General features: G+C 71.1%; 10 protein-coding genes. 5 read left to right on the top strand and 5 right to left on the bottom strand.

What is annotated here, in order from left to right:
- Position 1: 1 nt before the first annotated feature.
- Positions 2-3691 (bottom strand): AsmA family protein, encoded by a 3690-nt coding sequence (locus NVS83_RS15620; RefSeq protein WP_258740157.1) that lies wholly within the window; start codon positions 3689-3691, stop codon positions 2-4.
- A gap of 181 nt (positions 3692-3872) precedes the next feature.
- Positions 3873-5288 (bottom strand): FAD-binding oxidoreductase, encoded by a 1416-nt coding sequence (locus NVS83_RS15615; RefSeq protein WP_258740156.1) that lies wholly within the window; start codon positions 5286-5288, stop codon positions 3873-3875.
- Between the two features lie 240 nt (positions 5289-5528).
- Between NVS83_RS15615 and NVS83_RS15610 the strand changes: the two genes are divergently transcribed.
- Both NVS83_RS15610 and NVS83_RS15605 read left to right on the top strand, forming a co-directional pair.
- Positions 5529-6041, top strand: a complete 513-nt coding sequence (locus NVS83_RS15610; protein WP_258740155.1) for a thioesterase family protein — start codon at positions 5529-5531, stop codon at positions 6039-6041.
- Positions 6042-6201: 160 nt separating this feature from the next.
- Positions 6202-6393, top strand: coding sequence for a hypothetical protein (locus NVS83_RS15605; RefSeq protein WP_258734675.1), 192 nt, complete (start codon positions 6202-6204; stop codon positions 6391-6393).
- A gap of 16 nt (positions 6394-6409) precedes the next feature.
- Here the strand turns inward: NVS83_RS15605 and NVS83_RS15600 are convergent, their stop codons facing one another.
- The 3 genes from NVS83_RS15600 to NVS83_RS15590 form a co-directional block, all read right to left on the bottom strand.
- Positions 6410-7360, bottom strand: a complete 951-nt coding sequence (locus NVS83_RS15600) for a 50S ribosomal protein L11 methyltransferase (RefSeq protein WP_258740154.1) — start codon at positions 7358-7360, stop codon at positions 6410-6412.
- A 109-nt stretch (positions 7361-7469) separates the two neighbouring features.
- Positions 7470-9986, bottom strand: coding sequence for an ATP-dependent helicase (locus NVS83_RS15595; protein WP_258740153.1), 2517 nt, complete (start codon positions 9984-9986; stop codon positions 7470-7472).
- A gap of 72 nt (positions 9987-10058) precedes the next feature.
- Positions 10059-10874, bottom strand: a complete 816-nt coding sequence (locus NVS83_RS15590; protein WP_258740151.1) for an ABC transporter substrate-binding protein — start codon at positions 10872-10874, stop codon at positions 10059-10061.
- Positions 10875-10964: 90 nt separating this feature from the next.
- On the opposite strand from NVS83_RS15590, the gene NVS83_RS15585 reads away from it, so the two are divergent.
- The 3 genes from NVS83_RS15585 (at position 10965) to NVS83_RS15575 (ending at position 13786) form a co-directional block, all read left to right on the top strand.
- On the top strand, positions 10965-11594 hold the full coding sequence (locus tag NVS83_RS15585; protein ID WP_258740150.1) for a LysE family translocator: 630 nt from the start codon (positions 10965-10967) through the stop codon (positions 11592-11594).
- 21 nt (positions 11595-11615) lie between these two features.
- A complete protein-coding gene (locus tag NVS83_RS15580; RefSeq protein WP_258740149.1) occupies positions 11616-13448 on the top strand; it encodes an aminopeptidase P family protein in 1833 nt (610 codons plus the stop codon).
- Positions 13449-13633: 185 nt separating this feature from the next.
- Positions 13634-13786, top strand: coding sequence for a DUF3309 family protein (locus NVS83_RS15575; RefSeq protein WP_258734669.1), 153 nt, complete (start codon positions 13634-13636; stop codon positions 13784-13786).
- Positions 13787-13946 lie beyond the last annotated feature (160 nt).

Genomic DNA, 13946 nt, shown 5'->3' with positions numbered 1-13946 from the left:
CTCAGGGCGCGAGCGGGGGCATGATGATGCGGTTGCGCAGCGGGTCGGGCGGAATCTCGACCGGCGGCGCCAGCGGCGGGGCGGCGCTGCCCGGCGCGGGATAGAGCGGGTCCGGCGGCGGCGCGCGCGGCGTCGGCGGGGCCTGCGGCCGCACGGGCACCGGCGTCTGCACCTGCCGGGACGGCGCGGGCTGGGCGGGCGCGGATTGCGCGGGCGCCTGCTGGGGAGCGGGCATCTGCTGGGGGGTCGGCGCGGCGGGCGTCGCCGGTGCAGCGTCGGTTGAATGTCCGGCATCGGTCAACGGGGTGCGGCCGTAATCGGCCTCGAGCCGCTTCCGCTCGCGCTCCAGCACCCGCAGATTGATCGCGGCGCTGAGGCCGGTGATGTCGAAGCGCCGCTGCGGCGCCGCCAGCGGCCCGCGCCACTGCACGCCCGCCGCAGGCGAGGCCGGGCCGTCGCCGGAGGAGACGTCGTCGATCTCCAGCGTGCTTTCGAACGACAGCGCGGCGACGTCGAGGCTGGAGGTCAGGGCGTAGCGCTGGTCGCCGACCGCGACACGCGCCGTGGCGCTGCGCGCGACGCCGTTGACGAGGCTGAGCGCGCTCTCGACCCGGTCGAGCCGCAGCGGCCCGCGCGACAGGCCCTCATTGAGCAGTTGCACGGTGCGCGCCTGGTCCGGCGGCAGGCCCTGCTCGGTGGCAAGCATCACATATTGCAGCGCGCGCGGGTCGGTGTAGGCGATCTCCAGCCCGTCCACGACGATATTGCCCTGCCCCTGCAGCGAGGCGGCGAGCGCACGCGGCGAGCCCCCGCTGGCGGTCGCGTCGAGCGAGAGCGACACCTTGCCCTGCACGTCGGGACGCGGCACGCCGGCCGCCTGCAGCAATTGCGCGCCACTGGCGTCGGTGAGCGAGAGCCGCCCGTCGAGCTGGGCGACGTCGCCGCGCCGGCGCAGCGTGAAATGGCTGGAGAACTTGCCGCCCGCCAGCCGGCCTGTCATCTCCTCCACCGCCGCCCCGCCATCGCCGAGCCGCGCCTTCAGCCGCGCCCCGGCAAGGCTGAGCCCGCCCGGAAGATCGAAGGTGCCCACATCGAGCGCCACCGTTGCGGGAACGTCCGCCAGCATGGCCGGCCCGAAGCGCCCGTCCGGCCAGGGCCCGTTCGAGCCGCCATTCGAGCCCGCCCTCACGGCGGGATGTCCGCTCACCAGCGCCAGCGCGGCCGGCAAGCTGAAGCGCTCCATAGAGAGCGCCGCGTCATAGGGCTGCGGCAGGCCAGGCGTGTAGGAGGCGCGCCCGCTCAGCCGCTGCCCGCCGACCGTGCCGGCGAGCTCGCCGACGCTCCAGCTGTCGCCGTCACGCGACAGCCGGCCGTGCAGCGTCGCGGGAAGCGCGCCGGGCGCCCCGGCATCGACGGCGGGAAACAGCCGCGCGAGGTCGGCGCCGTCGAGGTCGAGCGTCAGGGCGGGCGAGAGCCGGCCGTCATCGTCCCAGCCGAGCTTTCCCTTCGCGGCGAGCTGGGCACCGGCGAAGCTCAGGCGGCCATCGAAGCCGGAGCCGAGCGTCGCCTCCAGCCGGGCGGCGCCGAGGCCGGCGCGCAGCCCCGGCACGCCGAGCCCGCCGAGCACCGCGCTGCCGTCGGCGATGTCGAGCGTGGCGCGCCCGTCGAGCGGCCGGTCGCCGCCGAAACCGGCGCTGACGTCGCCGCTCACCTGTCCGAGCCGGCCCTTCGCTTCCAGCGTCATGCGCCCGGTCCGCGAGGCGAGGGTCAGCCCGACATCGAGCGGGGCCAGCGCGGGGCCAAGCGTGCGCGCGAGCGTGGCGGCGGGGGCGAGGCCGAGCGCCTGCGCCAGTGCCGGCAGGCCGTCGGCGCGCGGGCCGGACAGGCGCGCGGTGAAATGGGCGTCGGTCTCGCTGCCGTTGGCGCCGGGCGCGGCCAGGCGGCCCGAGCCGGTGAGGTTGAGCCCGGCGAGATCGGCGAGCGACAGCCGCTCGATGCTGATCCCGCTCGCATTGCTGTGCAGCGCGACGTCCATCCCCGCGACGGTGACGCCGGCAAGCTTCACCGCCCTGCCGCTGAAGCTGAGCGCGAGGTCGAAGCGCTCGCCGCCGAAGCCGAGCAGCCGGCGCAGCGGCGGCAGCAGCGGGTCGAGGTCGAGCTGCTCGGTGGAAAGCGCGGCATCGAGCTGCCCGCGGCTGTCGGCCTCGGGGAAGACATAGGCCCCGGTGCCGGACAGGCGCACCGGCCCCATGGTGGCGTTGATCCGGTCGAGCGCGACCCGGTCGCCGCCGAGCGCGATGTCCGCCTCCAGCCGCGCCGCGCCGTCCGGCAGGCCGGCGAGCAGCGTCGTCGCGTCGGGCGCCGCCCAGGCGGCGAAGGCCTGCAGGTCCTCGGCGGTGAGCACGATGGTGCCGGCGAACACGGCTGGGTCGCCGCCGGTGCCGGACGGAGCCTTGCCCGCGCCCGCTTGCGGCAGCCGGCCGGCAAGCTTAACGGCGGCCCGCCCGGGCAGCCGCGCTTCCACGGTGCGCGCGCGCCAGCCCGCGGCCGACCAGTCGAGGCCGGCGCGCACCTCGCGCATCGCCGAATTGCCCATCAGCACCGTGTCGCTGGCGAGGTCGAGCGAGCCGGTGTCGGCGAGCCCCGCCAGCGGCGTCACGGTGCGCGCGAAGGCGTCGATCGCGGCGAGCGGGGGCGCGTTGCCGGTTGCGGCGTTGAGATCGATCTGCCGCGCGCCGAGCGAGAGCTGCAGCCGCGAACCGGACCCGTTCACCCCCGTGCCGGCGACGAAGCGCGCATTGCCGGACAGTTCGACCGGGTGGTCGGACATGCCCAGCGACAGGCTGAGATCGCTGACGTCGGCCGACTGCATGGTCGCCCGCACGCGCCCGGCGAGGCTCCAGGCGCCGAGCAGGTGGTCGCCGCCGACCGCCCCGTCGCTGTCGCGCAGGGCCGGCGCCTGCGAACCGCCGCCGCGGGTGAGCGCGGCCCGCCCCTCGAACACCGGGGAGCCGGCGGCAAAGCTCAGCGTGCCATCGGCCTCGATCGCGACCGGGTCGCCGATATCCTGAACCGAGAGCCGCAGCCGCGCCGTGCCGTCCTGCGCCCGCTCGGCCAGCGAGAGGCGGAGCTTGCGCCGCACCCCGCCGATCTCGACCGCGCCGTCGAGCCGCAGCGGACCGGTCAGCCCGCCGACGTCGCCGCTCAGATCGACGGCATCGAGGTCGAGCTCGCGGCCGCTGGCGCGGTCGAGGATCTGGACGGTGCCGTCGGTGATGCCGAGCGCAGCGATGCTGAAGCCGGCCGGCCGATTGGCGCCGGTCGGGGCCGCCACGCGGCCCTCGGCGTCGAGCACGAGGCGCAGATGCGGACGAACGAGATCGACCTGCTCGGCCACCACCTGGCCGCGCATCAGCGCGCCCAGCGAGAACCGCCCGCTCAGCTCCTCGGCCTTGATGCCGGTGCCGGCCTCGTCGACGCCGACCGTCACCCCGTGCAGGGTGATCCGCGGCGCGGGCAGGATCCGCGCTTCGATCGGTCCGTCGATGACCACCGGGGCCCCGACGATCCGCGTCGCCTGGGCCTCGAAGGTCGAGCGCCATTGCGTCCAGTCGATGACGAGCGGTGCCGCGAAGGCGGCCGCCACCGCCAGGATGATGGCGCTCGCAATGGTGAGCAGCAGGTTCTGCACGCATCTCCTCCGGACCGGTCCGGCCTCGGCGCGCCCTTCACGGCAGCCAGCGCAGTCCGGCCCCGGTCATAGCGCTAGATTATTGATATTTTTCGCAATCTCCACGATGTCACGCAAAGCGTGAAATCAACCTGCCTGCAAGCCACGCACCAACCCGCATGCCGGGGCCCCCACGGCCGGCTCAGGGCAGGATCTTGCCGGGATTCATGATGTTCTGCGGGTCGAGCGCCGCCTTGACGGCGCGCATCGCGTCGAGCGTCGCCGTGCCGTGCTCGGCCTCCATATATTTGCGCTTGCCCTGCCCGACCCCGTGCTCGCCGGTCGCCGTGCCACCCATGGCGAGCGCGCGCTCGACCATGCGGCCGATGAACTCCTTGCACTTCGCCACGTCGTGCGGGTCTTCCATGTCGACCAGCGTCACGGTGTGGAAATTGCCGTCGCCGACATGGCCGACGATGGGCGCAACCATGCCCATCTCCTCGATGTCGTGCTTGGTCTCGTCGACACAGTCGGCAAGGCGCGAGAGCGGCACGCAGACGTCGGTCGCCAGCGCCTTGGCGCCCGGCTTCATCGGCAGGCAGGCCCAGTAAGCGTCGTGCCGCGCCTGCCACAGCTTCGAGCGATCCTCGGGGCGCGTCGCCCAGGTGAACTCGCCCCCGCCATATTCGGCGGCGATCTCGCCGAAGCGCTCGGCCTGCTCGTGCACGCTCGCCTCGGTGCCGTGGAACTCCACGAACAGGGTCGGCTGCTCGGCGAGGTCGAGCTTGGAGTAGGCGTTGCAGGCCTTCACCTGCACCTCGTCCAGCAGCTCGATGCGCGCCACCGGCAGGCCGGACTGGATGGTGAGGATCACCGCGTCGCACGCCTCGCGGATGGTCGGGAAGGCGCACACGCCCGCCGAGATCGCCTCCGGCAGGCCGGAAAGCCGCAGCGTCAGGCTGGTGATGATGCCGAGCGTGCCCTCGGCACCGACGAACAGCCGGGTGAGGTCGTAGCCGGCGGAGGACTTCTTGGCCCGCCGCGCGGTGGTGATGACCTCGCCATTGGCGAGCACCGCGGTGAGCGCGATCACGTTGTCCTTCATCGTGCCGTAGCGTACCGCATTGGTGCCCGAGGCCCGGGTGGAGGCCATGCCGCCCAGCGAGGCATCGGCGCCGGGATCGATCGGGAAGAACAGGCCGACGTCGCGCAGATGCTCGTTGAGCTGCTTGCGGGTGACGCCGGGCTCGACCACGCAGTCGAGATCCTCGGGATGCACCGCGAGGACGCGGTTCATGCGCGACAGGTCGATCGAGATGCCGCCCTTGGGCGCATTGATCTGGCCTTCGAGCGAGGAGCCGGTGCCGAAGGCGATGACCGGCACGCCATGCTTCGCGCACGCGCGCACGACAATTTGAACCTCTTCGGTGCTCTCCACGAACACCACGGCGTCGGGCGCCTCGTTGGCGAGCCAGGTGATCGTGTTGGCGTGCTGCTCGCGGATTGCCCGGCCGGTCGAGAGCCGGTCGCCGAAGTGGCTGGAGAGACTGGCGATTACCGCCTGCGCCGCCGCGCCGTCCGCCGTGCCGCTCATGCGCTCCTCGACCAGATCCACCATGCCCGTCTCCTGCCAATCCCATCCGCCTGCACGCAATGCGAGGGAGGCATATACCTTATCGCGCGCGGCGGCGAGCCGTTCATGAGCGGGCCGAACGGTAAAAGTCGTCGCAAAACCCCGCTATCGCTGAATTTCAGTCAACCAATCGCCATCAAAACAGATGACGCTTGCATGGAAAGTCGGCACAATGCTCGCCAATAAGGCAGCGCGGGTTACGCGCTCAGCTGTCGGGATGATGTCATGTTGGACGGGATCGACTTCGAACCCGTGTTTTTCGCTCCGTTCGTTTCGTCCGTCATGACGGTCGAGACGAACTGGGTTGATTACAACGGGCGGCTGCAACCAGCCTATTACAGCCTGCTCTTCGACCGTGCGGTCGAGGAGGCGGCCTTCCTCGTCGGTCTGGGCCCCCACCCGATCGACCTCAGCGGTGCCTCCTTCTTCACCACCGAGTCCCATCTGCGCTTCCTGCGCGATCTTCGCGCAGGCCAGGAAGTCCGGGTGACGCTGCGCCTCATCAACTATGACGACAAGCGCATGCACCTGTTCCAGGAGCTGCACCACGCCCGCGAGGGCTGGACCGCGGCGACCTGCGAGCAGATCGCCCAGCATATGGAGCCGGAGAGCCGCCGCGTTTCCGCCTTCCCGGACGAGATGCTGGAGCGTCTCGCGCTGATGAAGGCGGCCCATCGGGCGCTGCCAATGCCGGAAGGTCTCGGCCGCCCGGTCAACATGCCGATCCACCTGTCCTGAGGCGTGGCCTCTCGGGAAGGTCGGTCTTCGGCAAGCTTCGGGCTGCCTGCTGTGCAGTGCACATTTTGCAGGCCAGCCATGATGTTGTGCGTCTTCTTGTGCAGCGCGAAATGTCTATCTTCCTGGAGCATAAACTTCCGCTCCAGAAAGGAGACAACTCATGGCGCACGCTTCTTTCGCCATCGCCGCCCCGTCCCGGACGACGCTGGCTTCCACTCCCGCCAAGCCCGGCTTCTTCGCGCGCTTTTTGCAGCGCGTCATCGAGGCCCAGACCAAGCATGTCGAGGCCGAGATGGCCCGGTATGAAGACCGCATGGCCGCCGCCCTGCGCGGCGTCGAGCGCAACGGCTGACCTCAGCCCTTTGACCTCAGCCTCTTGACCCCGGCCGGTCCGGGTCGCGCCTCGGGCGCCCCGCATCGGCCGCGAGCTCGAGCGTCGTCCACCCTTCGAGGGTGCGGCGGCGCACCAGCCTCAGCCCCTGCGCGCGATAGGCGGCCAGCGCCGCGTTCGCGTGCGAGGGCAGAAGCCCCGACAGCACCACCCTTCCCCCGGGCGCCAGCAGGCGCGCGAGCGGCTTTGCTATGCGCTTGAGCGGCGCCAGCAGGATGTTGGCGACGATCAGGTCATAGGGGCCAAGGCGCTCGAACGCCCCGGCGTCGAGCCCCGGTGCATGCAGGAAGCGGATATGCGGCGCCGCATGGTTGGCGCGGGCATTGGCGCGCGCGGTCGTCACCGCCACAAGATCGATGTCGCTGGCGACCACGGGAGCGTGGAACAGCCGCCCGGCGGCGATCGCCAGCACCCCCGTTCCGGTACCGACGTCGAGTGTCCTCAATGGACGGCGCCTCTTGCCATAGGCCGCGATGGCGGCAAGGCAGCCCTTGGTCGTGCCGTGATGGCCGGTGCCAAAGGCGAGCGCCGCCTCGATCTCGATGCCGATGCGGTTCGGGCCGACATTGCCGCGGTCATGGAAGCCATGCACGAGGAAGCGCCCCACCGCGACCGGCGCCAGCCCCTCCAGCGAGGCGCTCACCCAGTCCTTCCTGTCGAGCGTCGAGAACACCGCCGCCGCAGCGTGGTCGGGCGAGATCAAAGCCACCAGCTCGCGGACCGCCTCCTCGTCCGGCTCCTCGCCGAAATAGGCCTCGACCGCCCAGGGCGAGCCCTCGGCCGTCACCTCGACCTCGAAGGCGGAGGTGGCGACCTCGGCCGGGTCGAAGCTCTCCGAGATCAGGTCGGCGATGAGGCGCGCCTCGTGCTCGGGCGCCTCGACCCGCATCACATGGGTCGCCCCGTTGGGCGGCAGTCCTTCGAGCATGACGGTCCTCGCTGCGCGTGAAACGCGCGCTCCTTAGGCGAGGTGGCGGCGGAACGCCAGCGCTGCGTTGCCGGCAGGCCCCCGCGCGGCCCTCACCGCTCCGCGCCGCTCACGCGGCCTGGACGAAGCTGTCCACCACCTTCTTCTCGCCGGCCTTGTCGAACTGGACGGTGAGCTTGTTGCCCTCCACCGTCATCACCTCGCCATAGCCGAACTTCTGGTGGAACACCCGGTCGCCGCGCTTGAAGGCCGAGGGCGAGCCGGAGGAGCGCGCGATCAGCTCGCCCTCGATCACCCGCCCGCGCGCCGCCGAGGTCGCCGCATAGCGCGAGGGGCGGTTGTCCGAGAAACCGGAATCGCTGAACCGTCCGCCGCTCCCGCCGGAATGGGATTCGCCGCGCCCCGCATTCTGCGCGCGCTGCCAGCCGGGCGTGGAATAGGACGAGCCGCCGAAGGTCTGCGCCTCGTCGAAACGGCTCGGCCCGTAGCCGTAGCGCCCGCTCTGGCCGCCGCCCCAGCCCGAGCCGCCGCGCGATTCCGTCACCTCGACGTCCTTCTCGGACAATTCGTCGAGGAACCGGCTCGGCACGCTGGACTGCCACAGCCCGTGGATGCGCCGGTTGGAGGCGAAGAACACCTTGGCCCGGCGCCGCGCACGGGTGATGCCGACATAGGCGAGGCGGCGCTCCTCCTCCAGCCCCGCGCGGCCCTGTTCGTCGAGCGCGCGCTGGTTCGGGAACACGCCCTCCTCCCAGCCGGGCAGGAAGACGGTGTCGAATTCGAGCCCCTTGGCGGAATGCAGCGTCATGATGTTGACGGCGTCGCCCCCGCCCGCGCCTTCCGCGTCCATGACCAGCGAGATGTGCTCGAGGAAGCCGACGAGGTTCTCGAACGGCTCCATGGAGCGCACAAGCTCCTTCAGGTTCTCCAGCCGGCCGGCGGCATCGGCCGAGCGGTCCTTCTGCCACATCTCGGTGTAGCCGCTCTCGTCGAGCACGATCTCGGCGAGCTCGTGATGGGGCATGTTCGCCATCTGCTCGCGCCAGCGGTCGAAGGCGCCGACGAGGTCGCGCAGGGTCAGCCGCACCTTAGGCTTCAGCGCCTCGGAGCCGACGAGCTGGCGCGCGGCCTCGACCAGCGGCAGGCCCATGGCGCGCGCATGCTCGTGGATCTGCCGCAGCGCGGCGTCGCCGAGCCCGCGCCTGGGCACGTTGACGATGCGCTCGAAGGCGAGGTCGTCGGTCGGCGAGGCGATGACGCGCAGATAGGCGAGCGCGTCGCGGATCTCGGCGCGCTCGTAGAAGCGCGGGCCGCCGATCACGCGGTAGTTCAGGCCCAGCGTGACGAAGCGATCCTCAAATTCGCGCATCTGGAACGAGGCGCGCACCAGGATCGCGATCTGCGACAGGGCGTGGCTGTGGTGCTGGAGCTGCTCAATCTCCTCGCCGATCGCGCGCGCCTCCTCCTGGCTGTCCCAGGCGCCGGTCACCGTCACCTTCTCGCCGCTCTCGCCCTCGGAGAACAGCGTCTTGCCGAGCCGGCCCTCATTGTGGGTGATGAGGTGCGCGGCGGCGCCGAGAATATGGCCGGTGGAGCGGTAGTTGCGCTCCAGCCGGATCACCTTGGCGCCGGGAAAGTCGCTCTCGAAGCGCAGGATGTTGTCCACCTCCGCGCCGCGCCAGCCATAGATCGACTGGTCGTCGTCGCCCACGCAGCACACATTGTGCGAGCCCTGCGCCAGCAGGCGCAGCCACAGATATTGCGCGACATTGGTGTCCTGGTACTCGTCCACCAGGATGTAGCGGAAGCGGCGGTGATAGTCGGCGAGAACGTCCGGATTCTCGCGCAGCAGCCGGATGCTCTCCAGCAGCAGGTCGCCGAAATCCACCGCGTTCAGCGCCTTCAGCCGCGCCTGATAGTCCGTGTAGAGCTTCTGCCCCCGCCCGTTGGCGAAGGCCGCGCCCTCGCCGGCCGGCACCTGCTGGGGCGACAGGCCGCGATTCTTCCAGCCATCGATGGTGTTCGCCAGCAGCCGCGCGGGCCAGCGCTTCTCGTCGATGTTCTCGGCCTGCAGGAGCTGCTTCAGCAGGCGGATCTGGTCGTCCGTGTCGAGGATGGTGAAGCCGGACTTCAGCCCCACCAGCTCGGCGTGCCGACGCAGCATGCGCACGCCGATCGAGTGGAAGGTGCCGAGCCACGGCATGCCTTCCACCTGCTCGCCGACCATGGCGCCGATGCGCTCCTTCATCTCGCGCGCGGCCTTGTTGGTGAAGGTGACGGCGAGGATCTGCGAGGGCCAGGCCCGCCCGAGGGAGAGGATGTGGGCGATGCGCGTGGTCAGCACCCGCGTCTTGCCGGTGCCCGCGCCGGCGAGCACCAGCACCGGGCCCTCGGTGGCCTCCACCGCCGCGCGCTGTTCGGGGTTCAGCCCGTCGAGATAGGCCCCGCCGGGTGAGGAGGGGCCGCCGGGATTGGCCAGCGCCGCGGCGCGCGCGGCAATGCCGCCCGGGCGCGGCCGAGGGGCGGAGGTGTCGGCCGGCAGGTCGAAGGGAATGTCGAAGTCGTCGCCGCCCGCGCTGTCGGGCGGCTGTTTACGTGGATCGGCCAAGGGCCCGCTCGCTGTCATGCACGTGATTCCTGCGCGAACAAAATGGCACCGGCATGCCCGTTTGGCGAGGGCGGCGCCTTTTTGCGCCGGTCAGGGGCGCGGCAGCGCCTTAACCACCGGCGAGCCGGGCGGCGGCAGGCTGCCGAACCAGCGCTCGTGAATGCGCGCCATGGTGCCGTCCTTCTTGATCGCGGACAGCGCCTCGTCGAGCGGGGCGGTCAGCGGCGAATGGCGCGCCAGCAGCATACCGTAGCGGTCGTCGGTCGGCAGGCGTTGCACCACGGCGAGGTCCGGCGCCTTCAGCAGCCGGTAGAGCAGCGCCGGCAGGTCGCCGAAATAGGCGTCCACCTGCCGGCGGTGCAGCATGTCGACCGCCGCGTCGAGCCCTTGCACCGGCACGATGGGGCCGAAGCCGTAGTGCTGCGCGTTCCGCGTCAGCCACTGCTCGTTCGTCGTCCCCGGCTCGACGCTGACGATCTTGCCCTTCAGGTCGGTGAGCGCGCGTATGTGCGAGGTCTTGAGCACGACGATGCCCTGCGAGGTATCGTAATAGGGCTGCGTCGAATCGAACGTCTTCAGCCGCGCCGCGGTCAGCGTGATCGAGCACATGGCGACGTCGATCCGCCCCGCCTCCAGCGCTGGCATCAGCTCCTGGAATGGCATCGGCACGAACACCACCTGACGCCCCATCTCGCCGGCGATCGCCTCGATCGTGTCGACCTCGAACCCCACCAGCGCGCCGGAAGGATCGTGGAACTCCCACGGCTTGTTGTCGGGAAAGGTGCCGACGCGGATCGGCGCCGGCCCGGCGGGCGAATCGGCCGGCTGCGCGAAGGCCGCCGGTGCGCCGGCACCGGCAAGTATCCAAAGGCCCACGAGGAGCAGCAGACGCAAGGCCGCGATCATGGAGTCTCCCATGCGCCGAGGCGATTGACGCGGTCTCCGTTCGCTCCGATGCTGACCCATCCACTCCAGCCAGTCCAGCCGGTCCTTTCCATGTCCTATGGTCTTTATCTCATGACCGCCCTCGCGGGCGCGCTCTACGTGCTGTCCCCCGGGCCGGCCTTCCTCGCCCTGTTCTCGCTCGCCGCGACCCAGGGCCGCGCGGCCGGGGCACGCTTCGTCGGCGGGCATCTTGTGGGCGACCTGTTCTGGACCGCGCTCGCCTTCGCCGCCATCATCGGCGTCAACCAGCTCGGCCCGCTGCTGTTCGACCTGCTCGGCATCGCCTGCGGCCTCTATCTGTGCTGGCTCGGCTTCAAGGCGGTGATGTCGCGCGGCGGCGCTCCGGCGCCGATCGGCGCGAACCGGCCGGTGATGACCGGCGTGCTGTTCGGCCTCACCAACCCGAAGGCCTACCCGGTCTCGGTCGCCATGTTCACGGCGCTGACCGCGCATTACGCCGCCGGGCTGTCCTGGGACGCGGCGCCGCGCCTGCTCGTCGCCGCCTTCGCCGGCTTCGTGCTGGCCGACATCATCCTGGTCTGGGCGGCGGGTCTGGCGCCGGTGCGGCGCTTCTTCCTGCGCCACGGCACCGCCATCACCCGCCTCGTCGGGTTGATGTTCATCGCGTTCGGTGCCAAGTCGCTTCTCGATGCCGGCCGCGGCATCGCCCAACGCTCCTGACGCCGCAACGGACCGCCATTCATGTTCGAAGCCAGGTTCCAGACCTTCGCCGACGCCGCCGCCCCCTCGCTCGGTACCGAGCGCCTCGCGCTGCTGCGCGCGGAGCTGGAGCGGCGCGGGCTCGACGGCTTCATCGTGCCGCGCGCCGATGCGCACCAGAACGAATACGTCGCCCCCTGCGACGAGCGGCTGGCCTGGCTCACCGGCTTCACCGGCTCGGCCGGCGTCGCACTGGTGCTGCGCGAGGAGGCGGCGATCGTCGTCGACGGGCGCTACACGCTGCAGGCGGCGAACCAGGTCGACACTCAATCCTTCGAGGTCGTGCCGCTGGCCGAAACGTCGCCCGAGCGCTGGCTGGAGAAGCACCTGCCCGCCGGCGCGCGCTTCGGCTACGACCCGTGGCTGGTGACGGTCGCCGGGCTCGACAAGCTGGAGCGGGCGGCGACCGCCGCCGAGGCGGTGCTGGTGGCGGTCGACGGCAACCCCGTCGATGCCGTGTGGGAGGATCGCCCCCCCGCCCCGACCGCCCCGGTGGAATTGCGCGACCTCGCCCTAGCCGGCGAGAGCACGGAGGACAAGCTGGCCCGCATCCGCACCGCGCTCGCCGAGGAGAAGCTCGACGCACTGGTGCTTTCCGACCCGCACGCCGTCGCCTGGAGCTTCAACATCCGCGGCGGCGACGTCGCCTTCACCCCGCTGCCGCTCTCCTGGGCCATCATCCCGCGCGAGGGCCGCGCCAGCCTGTTCATCGACGGGCGCAAGCTTTCCAACACCGCGCGCCACGAGCTCGCCCATCACGCCGAGATCATCGAGCCGGTGTTCCTCGACCGGGCGATCGACAAGGCCGCGTCCGGCGGCGCGGTGATCCGGCTCGACCAGGCGACCGCCCCCGCCCTGTTCGCCGCGCGCATCGAGGCGGCCGGCGGCAGGGTCTCGACCGGGCCGAGCCCGGTGGCGCTGATGCAAGCGGCGAAGAACGCGGCCGAGCTCGCCGGCATGTGCGCCGCGCATCTGCGCGACGGTGCCGCGCTGGCTCGCTTCCTCGCCTGGTTCGACGCCGAGGCGCCCAAGGGCGGGCTCACCGAGATCGACGCCGTAGCCGCGCTCGAGACCTTCCGCCGCGAGACCGGCGCGCTCAAGGACGTGTCCTTCCCCACCATCGCCGGGGCCGGCGCCAACGGCGCCATCGTGCATTACCGCGTCACCGAGGCGACCAACCGGCCGATCCGCGCCGGCGAGCTGTTCCTGATCGATTCCGGCGCGCAGTACGAGGACGGCACCACCGACGTCACCCGCACCATCATCGTCGGCGAGCCGAGCGCGGAAATGCGCGACCGCTTCACCCGCGTCCTGAAGGGCCACATCGCCATCGCCCGCGCCGTGTTCCCGACCGGGACCTCCGGCGCCCAGCTCGATCCCTTCGCGCGCCAGTTCCTGTGGGCGGCGGGCGTCGACTTCGACCACGGCACCGGCCATGGCGTCGGCGCCTATCTGTCGGTCCATGAAGGCCCGGCGCGTATCTCCAAGCTCGGCACGGTGGCGCTGGCGCGCGGCATGGTGCTCTCCAACGAGCCCGGCTACTACAAGACCGGCGCCTTCGGCATCCGGCTGGAGAACCTCGAGATCGTGGTCGAGGCGCCCACGGTCGAGGGTGCGGAGAAGCCGCTGCTCGCCTTCGAGACGCTGACGCTCGCCCCGTTCGACCGGCGCGTCGTCGAGCGCGCCCTGCTCACGCTGGAAGAAGCCGCCTGGCTCGACGCCTATCACGCGCGGGTGCGCGCCAAGGTCGGCCCGCTGGTCGACGGCCCCACCCGGGCATGGCTGGAGGCCGCCACCGCGCCGCTGGCGGACTGACCGGCCCGCGCGGCGGCCTCAAGAGAACCGGCCGCGCGAGACCATCCGCACCAAGACACCGGGCTGTATAGGGAACGCCGGCGCAAGAGAAGCGCGCCGGAAGCTCTCGCCTGCGCCTATGGAACGATCATTCGGACGCCGCGTTACCACTCCGATCGTTACAACGGGGCAGACGGAGGCGTCGGATGACCACCATTCTTCTCGTCATTCTCATTCTGATTCTGATCGGCGCGCTGCCGAGCTGGGGTTACAGCCGCAGTTGGGGTTATGGCCCCAGCGGCATCGTTACCATCCTGCTCGTGGTGCTGGTCGTGATGATGCTGACCGGGCGGGTCTGACCGGGCGGTCCCGACCTGACCGGGTCGGAACTGGCCGGGCCAAACCTGACGGGTCAAGCCTGACCGGGTCCGACCCGGCCGATCCGACCTTTCGGGAAGGCGAAGGCCGTCGCGTGTCCTCCTCGCGGCGGCCTTTTTTGCGCCCGGAGGCGGGGTGCGG

This window comes from Ancylobacter mangrovi, from assembly GCF_024752335.1.
In the GTDB taxonomy this organism is placed as follows: Bacteria; Pseudomonadota; Alphaproteobacteria; order Rhizobiales; family Xanthobacteraceae; genus Ancylobacter; species Ancylobacter mangrovi.
This window is presented reverse-complemented; position numbering and strand designations above follow the sequence as displayed.

What these genes read in the sequence shown, in the direction of transcription:
- NVS83_RS15575 (WP_258734669.1), top strand. Translation starts at nt 13,634, where the DNA reads ATGACCACCATTCTTCTCGTCATTCTCATTCTGATTCTGATCGGCGCG.
- NVS83_RS15600 (WP_258740154.1), bottom strand. Translation starts at nt 7,360, where the DNA reads ATGCTCGAAGGACTGCCGCCCAACGGGGCGACCCATGTGATGCGGGTC.
- NVS83_RS15580 (WP_258740149.1), top strand. Translation starts at nt 11,616, where the DNA reads ATGTTCGAAGCCAGGTTCCAGACCTTCGCCGACGCCGCCGCCCCCTCG.
- NVS83_RS15610 (WP_258740155.1), top strand. Translation starts at nt 5,529, where the DNA reads ATGTTGGACGGGATCGACTTCGAACCCGTGTTTTTCGCTCCGTTCGTT.
- NVS83_RS15605 (WP_258734675.1), top strand. Translation starts at nt 6,202, where the DNA reads ATGGCGCACGCTTCTTTCGCCATCGCCGCCCCGTCCCGGACGACGCTG.
- NVS83_RS15615 (WP_258740156.1), bottom strand. Translation starts at nt 5,288, where the DNA reads ATGGTGGATCTGGTCGAGGAGCGCATGAGCGGCACGGCGGACGGCGCG.
- NVS83_RS15595 (WP_258740153.1), bottom strand. Translation starts at nt 9,986, where the DNA reads ATGACAGCGAGCGGGCCCTTGGCCGATCCACGTAAACAGCCGCCCGAC.
- NVS83_RS15585 (WP_258740150.1), top strand. Translation starts at nt 10,965, where the DNA reads ATGTCCTATGGTCTTTATCTCATGACCGCCCTCGCGGGCGCGCTCTAC.
- NVS83_RS15590 (WP_258740151.1), bottom strand. Translation starts at nt 10,874, where the DNA reads ATGATCGCGGCCTTGCGTCTGCTGCTCCTCGTGGGCCTTTGGATACTT.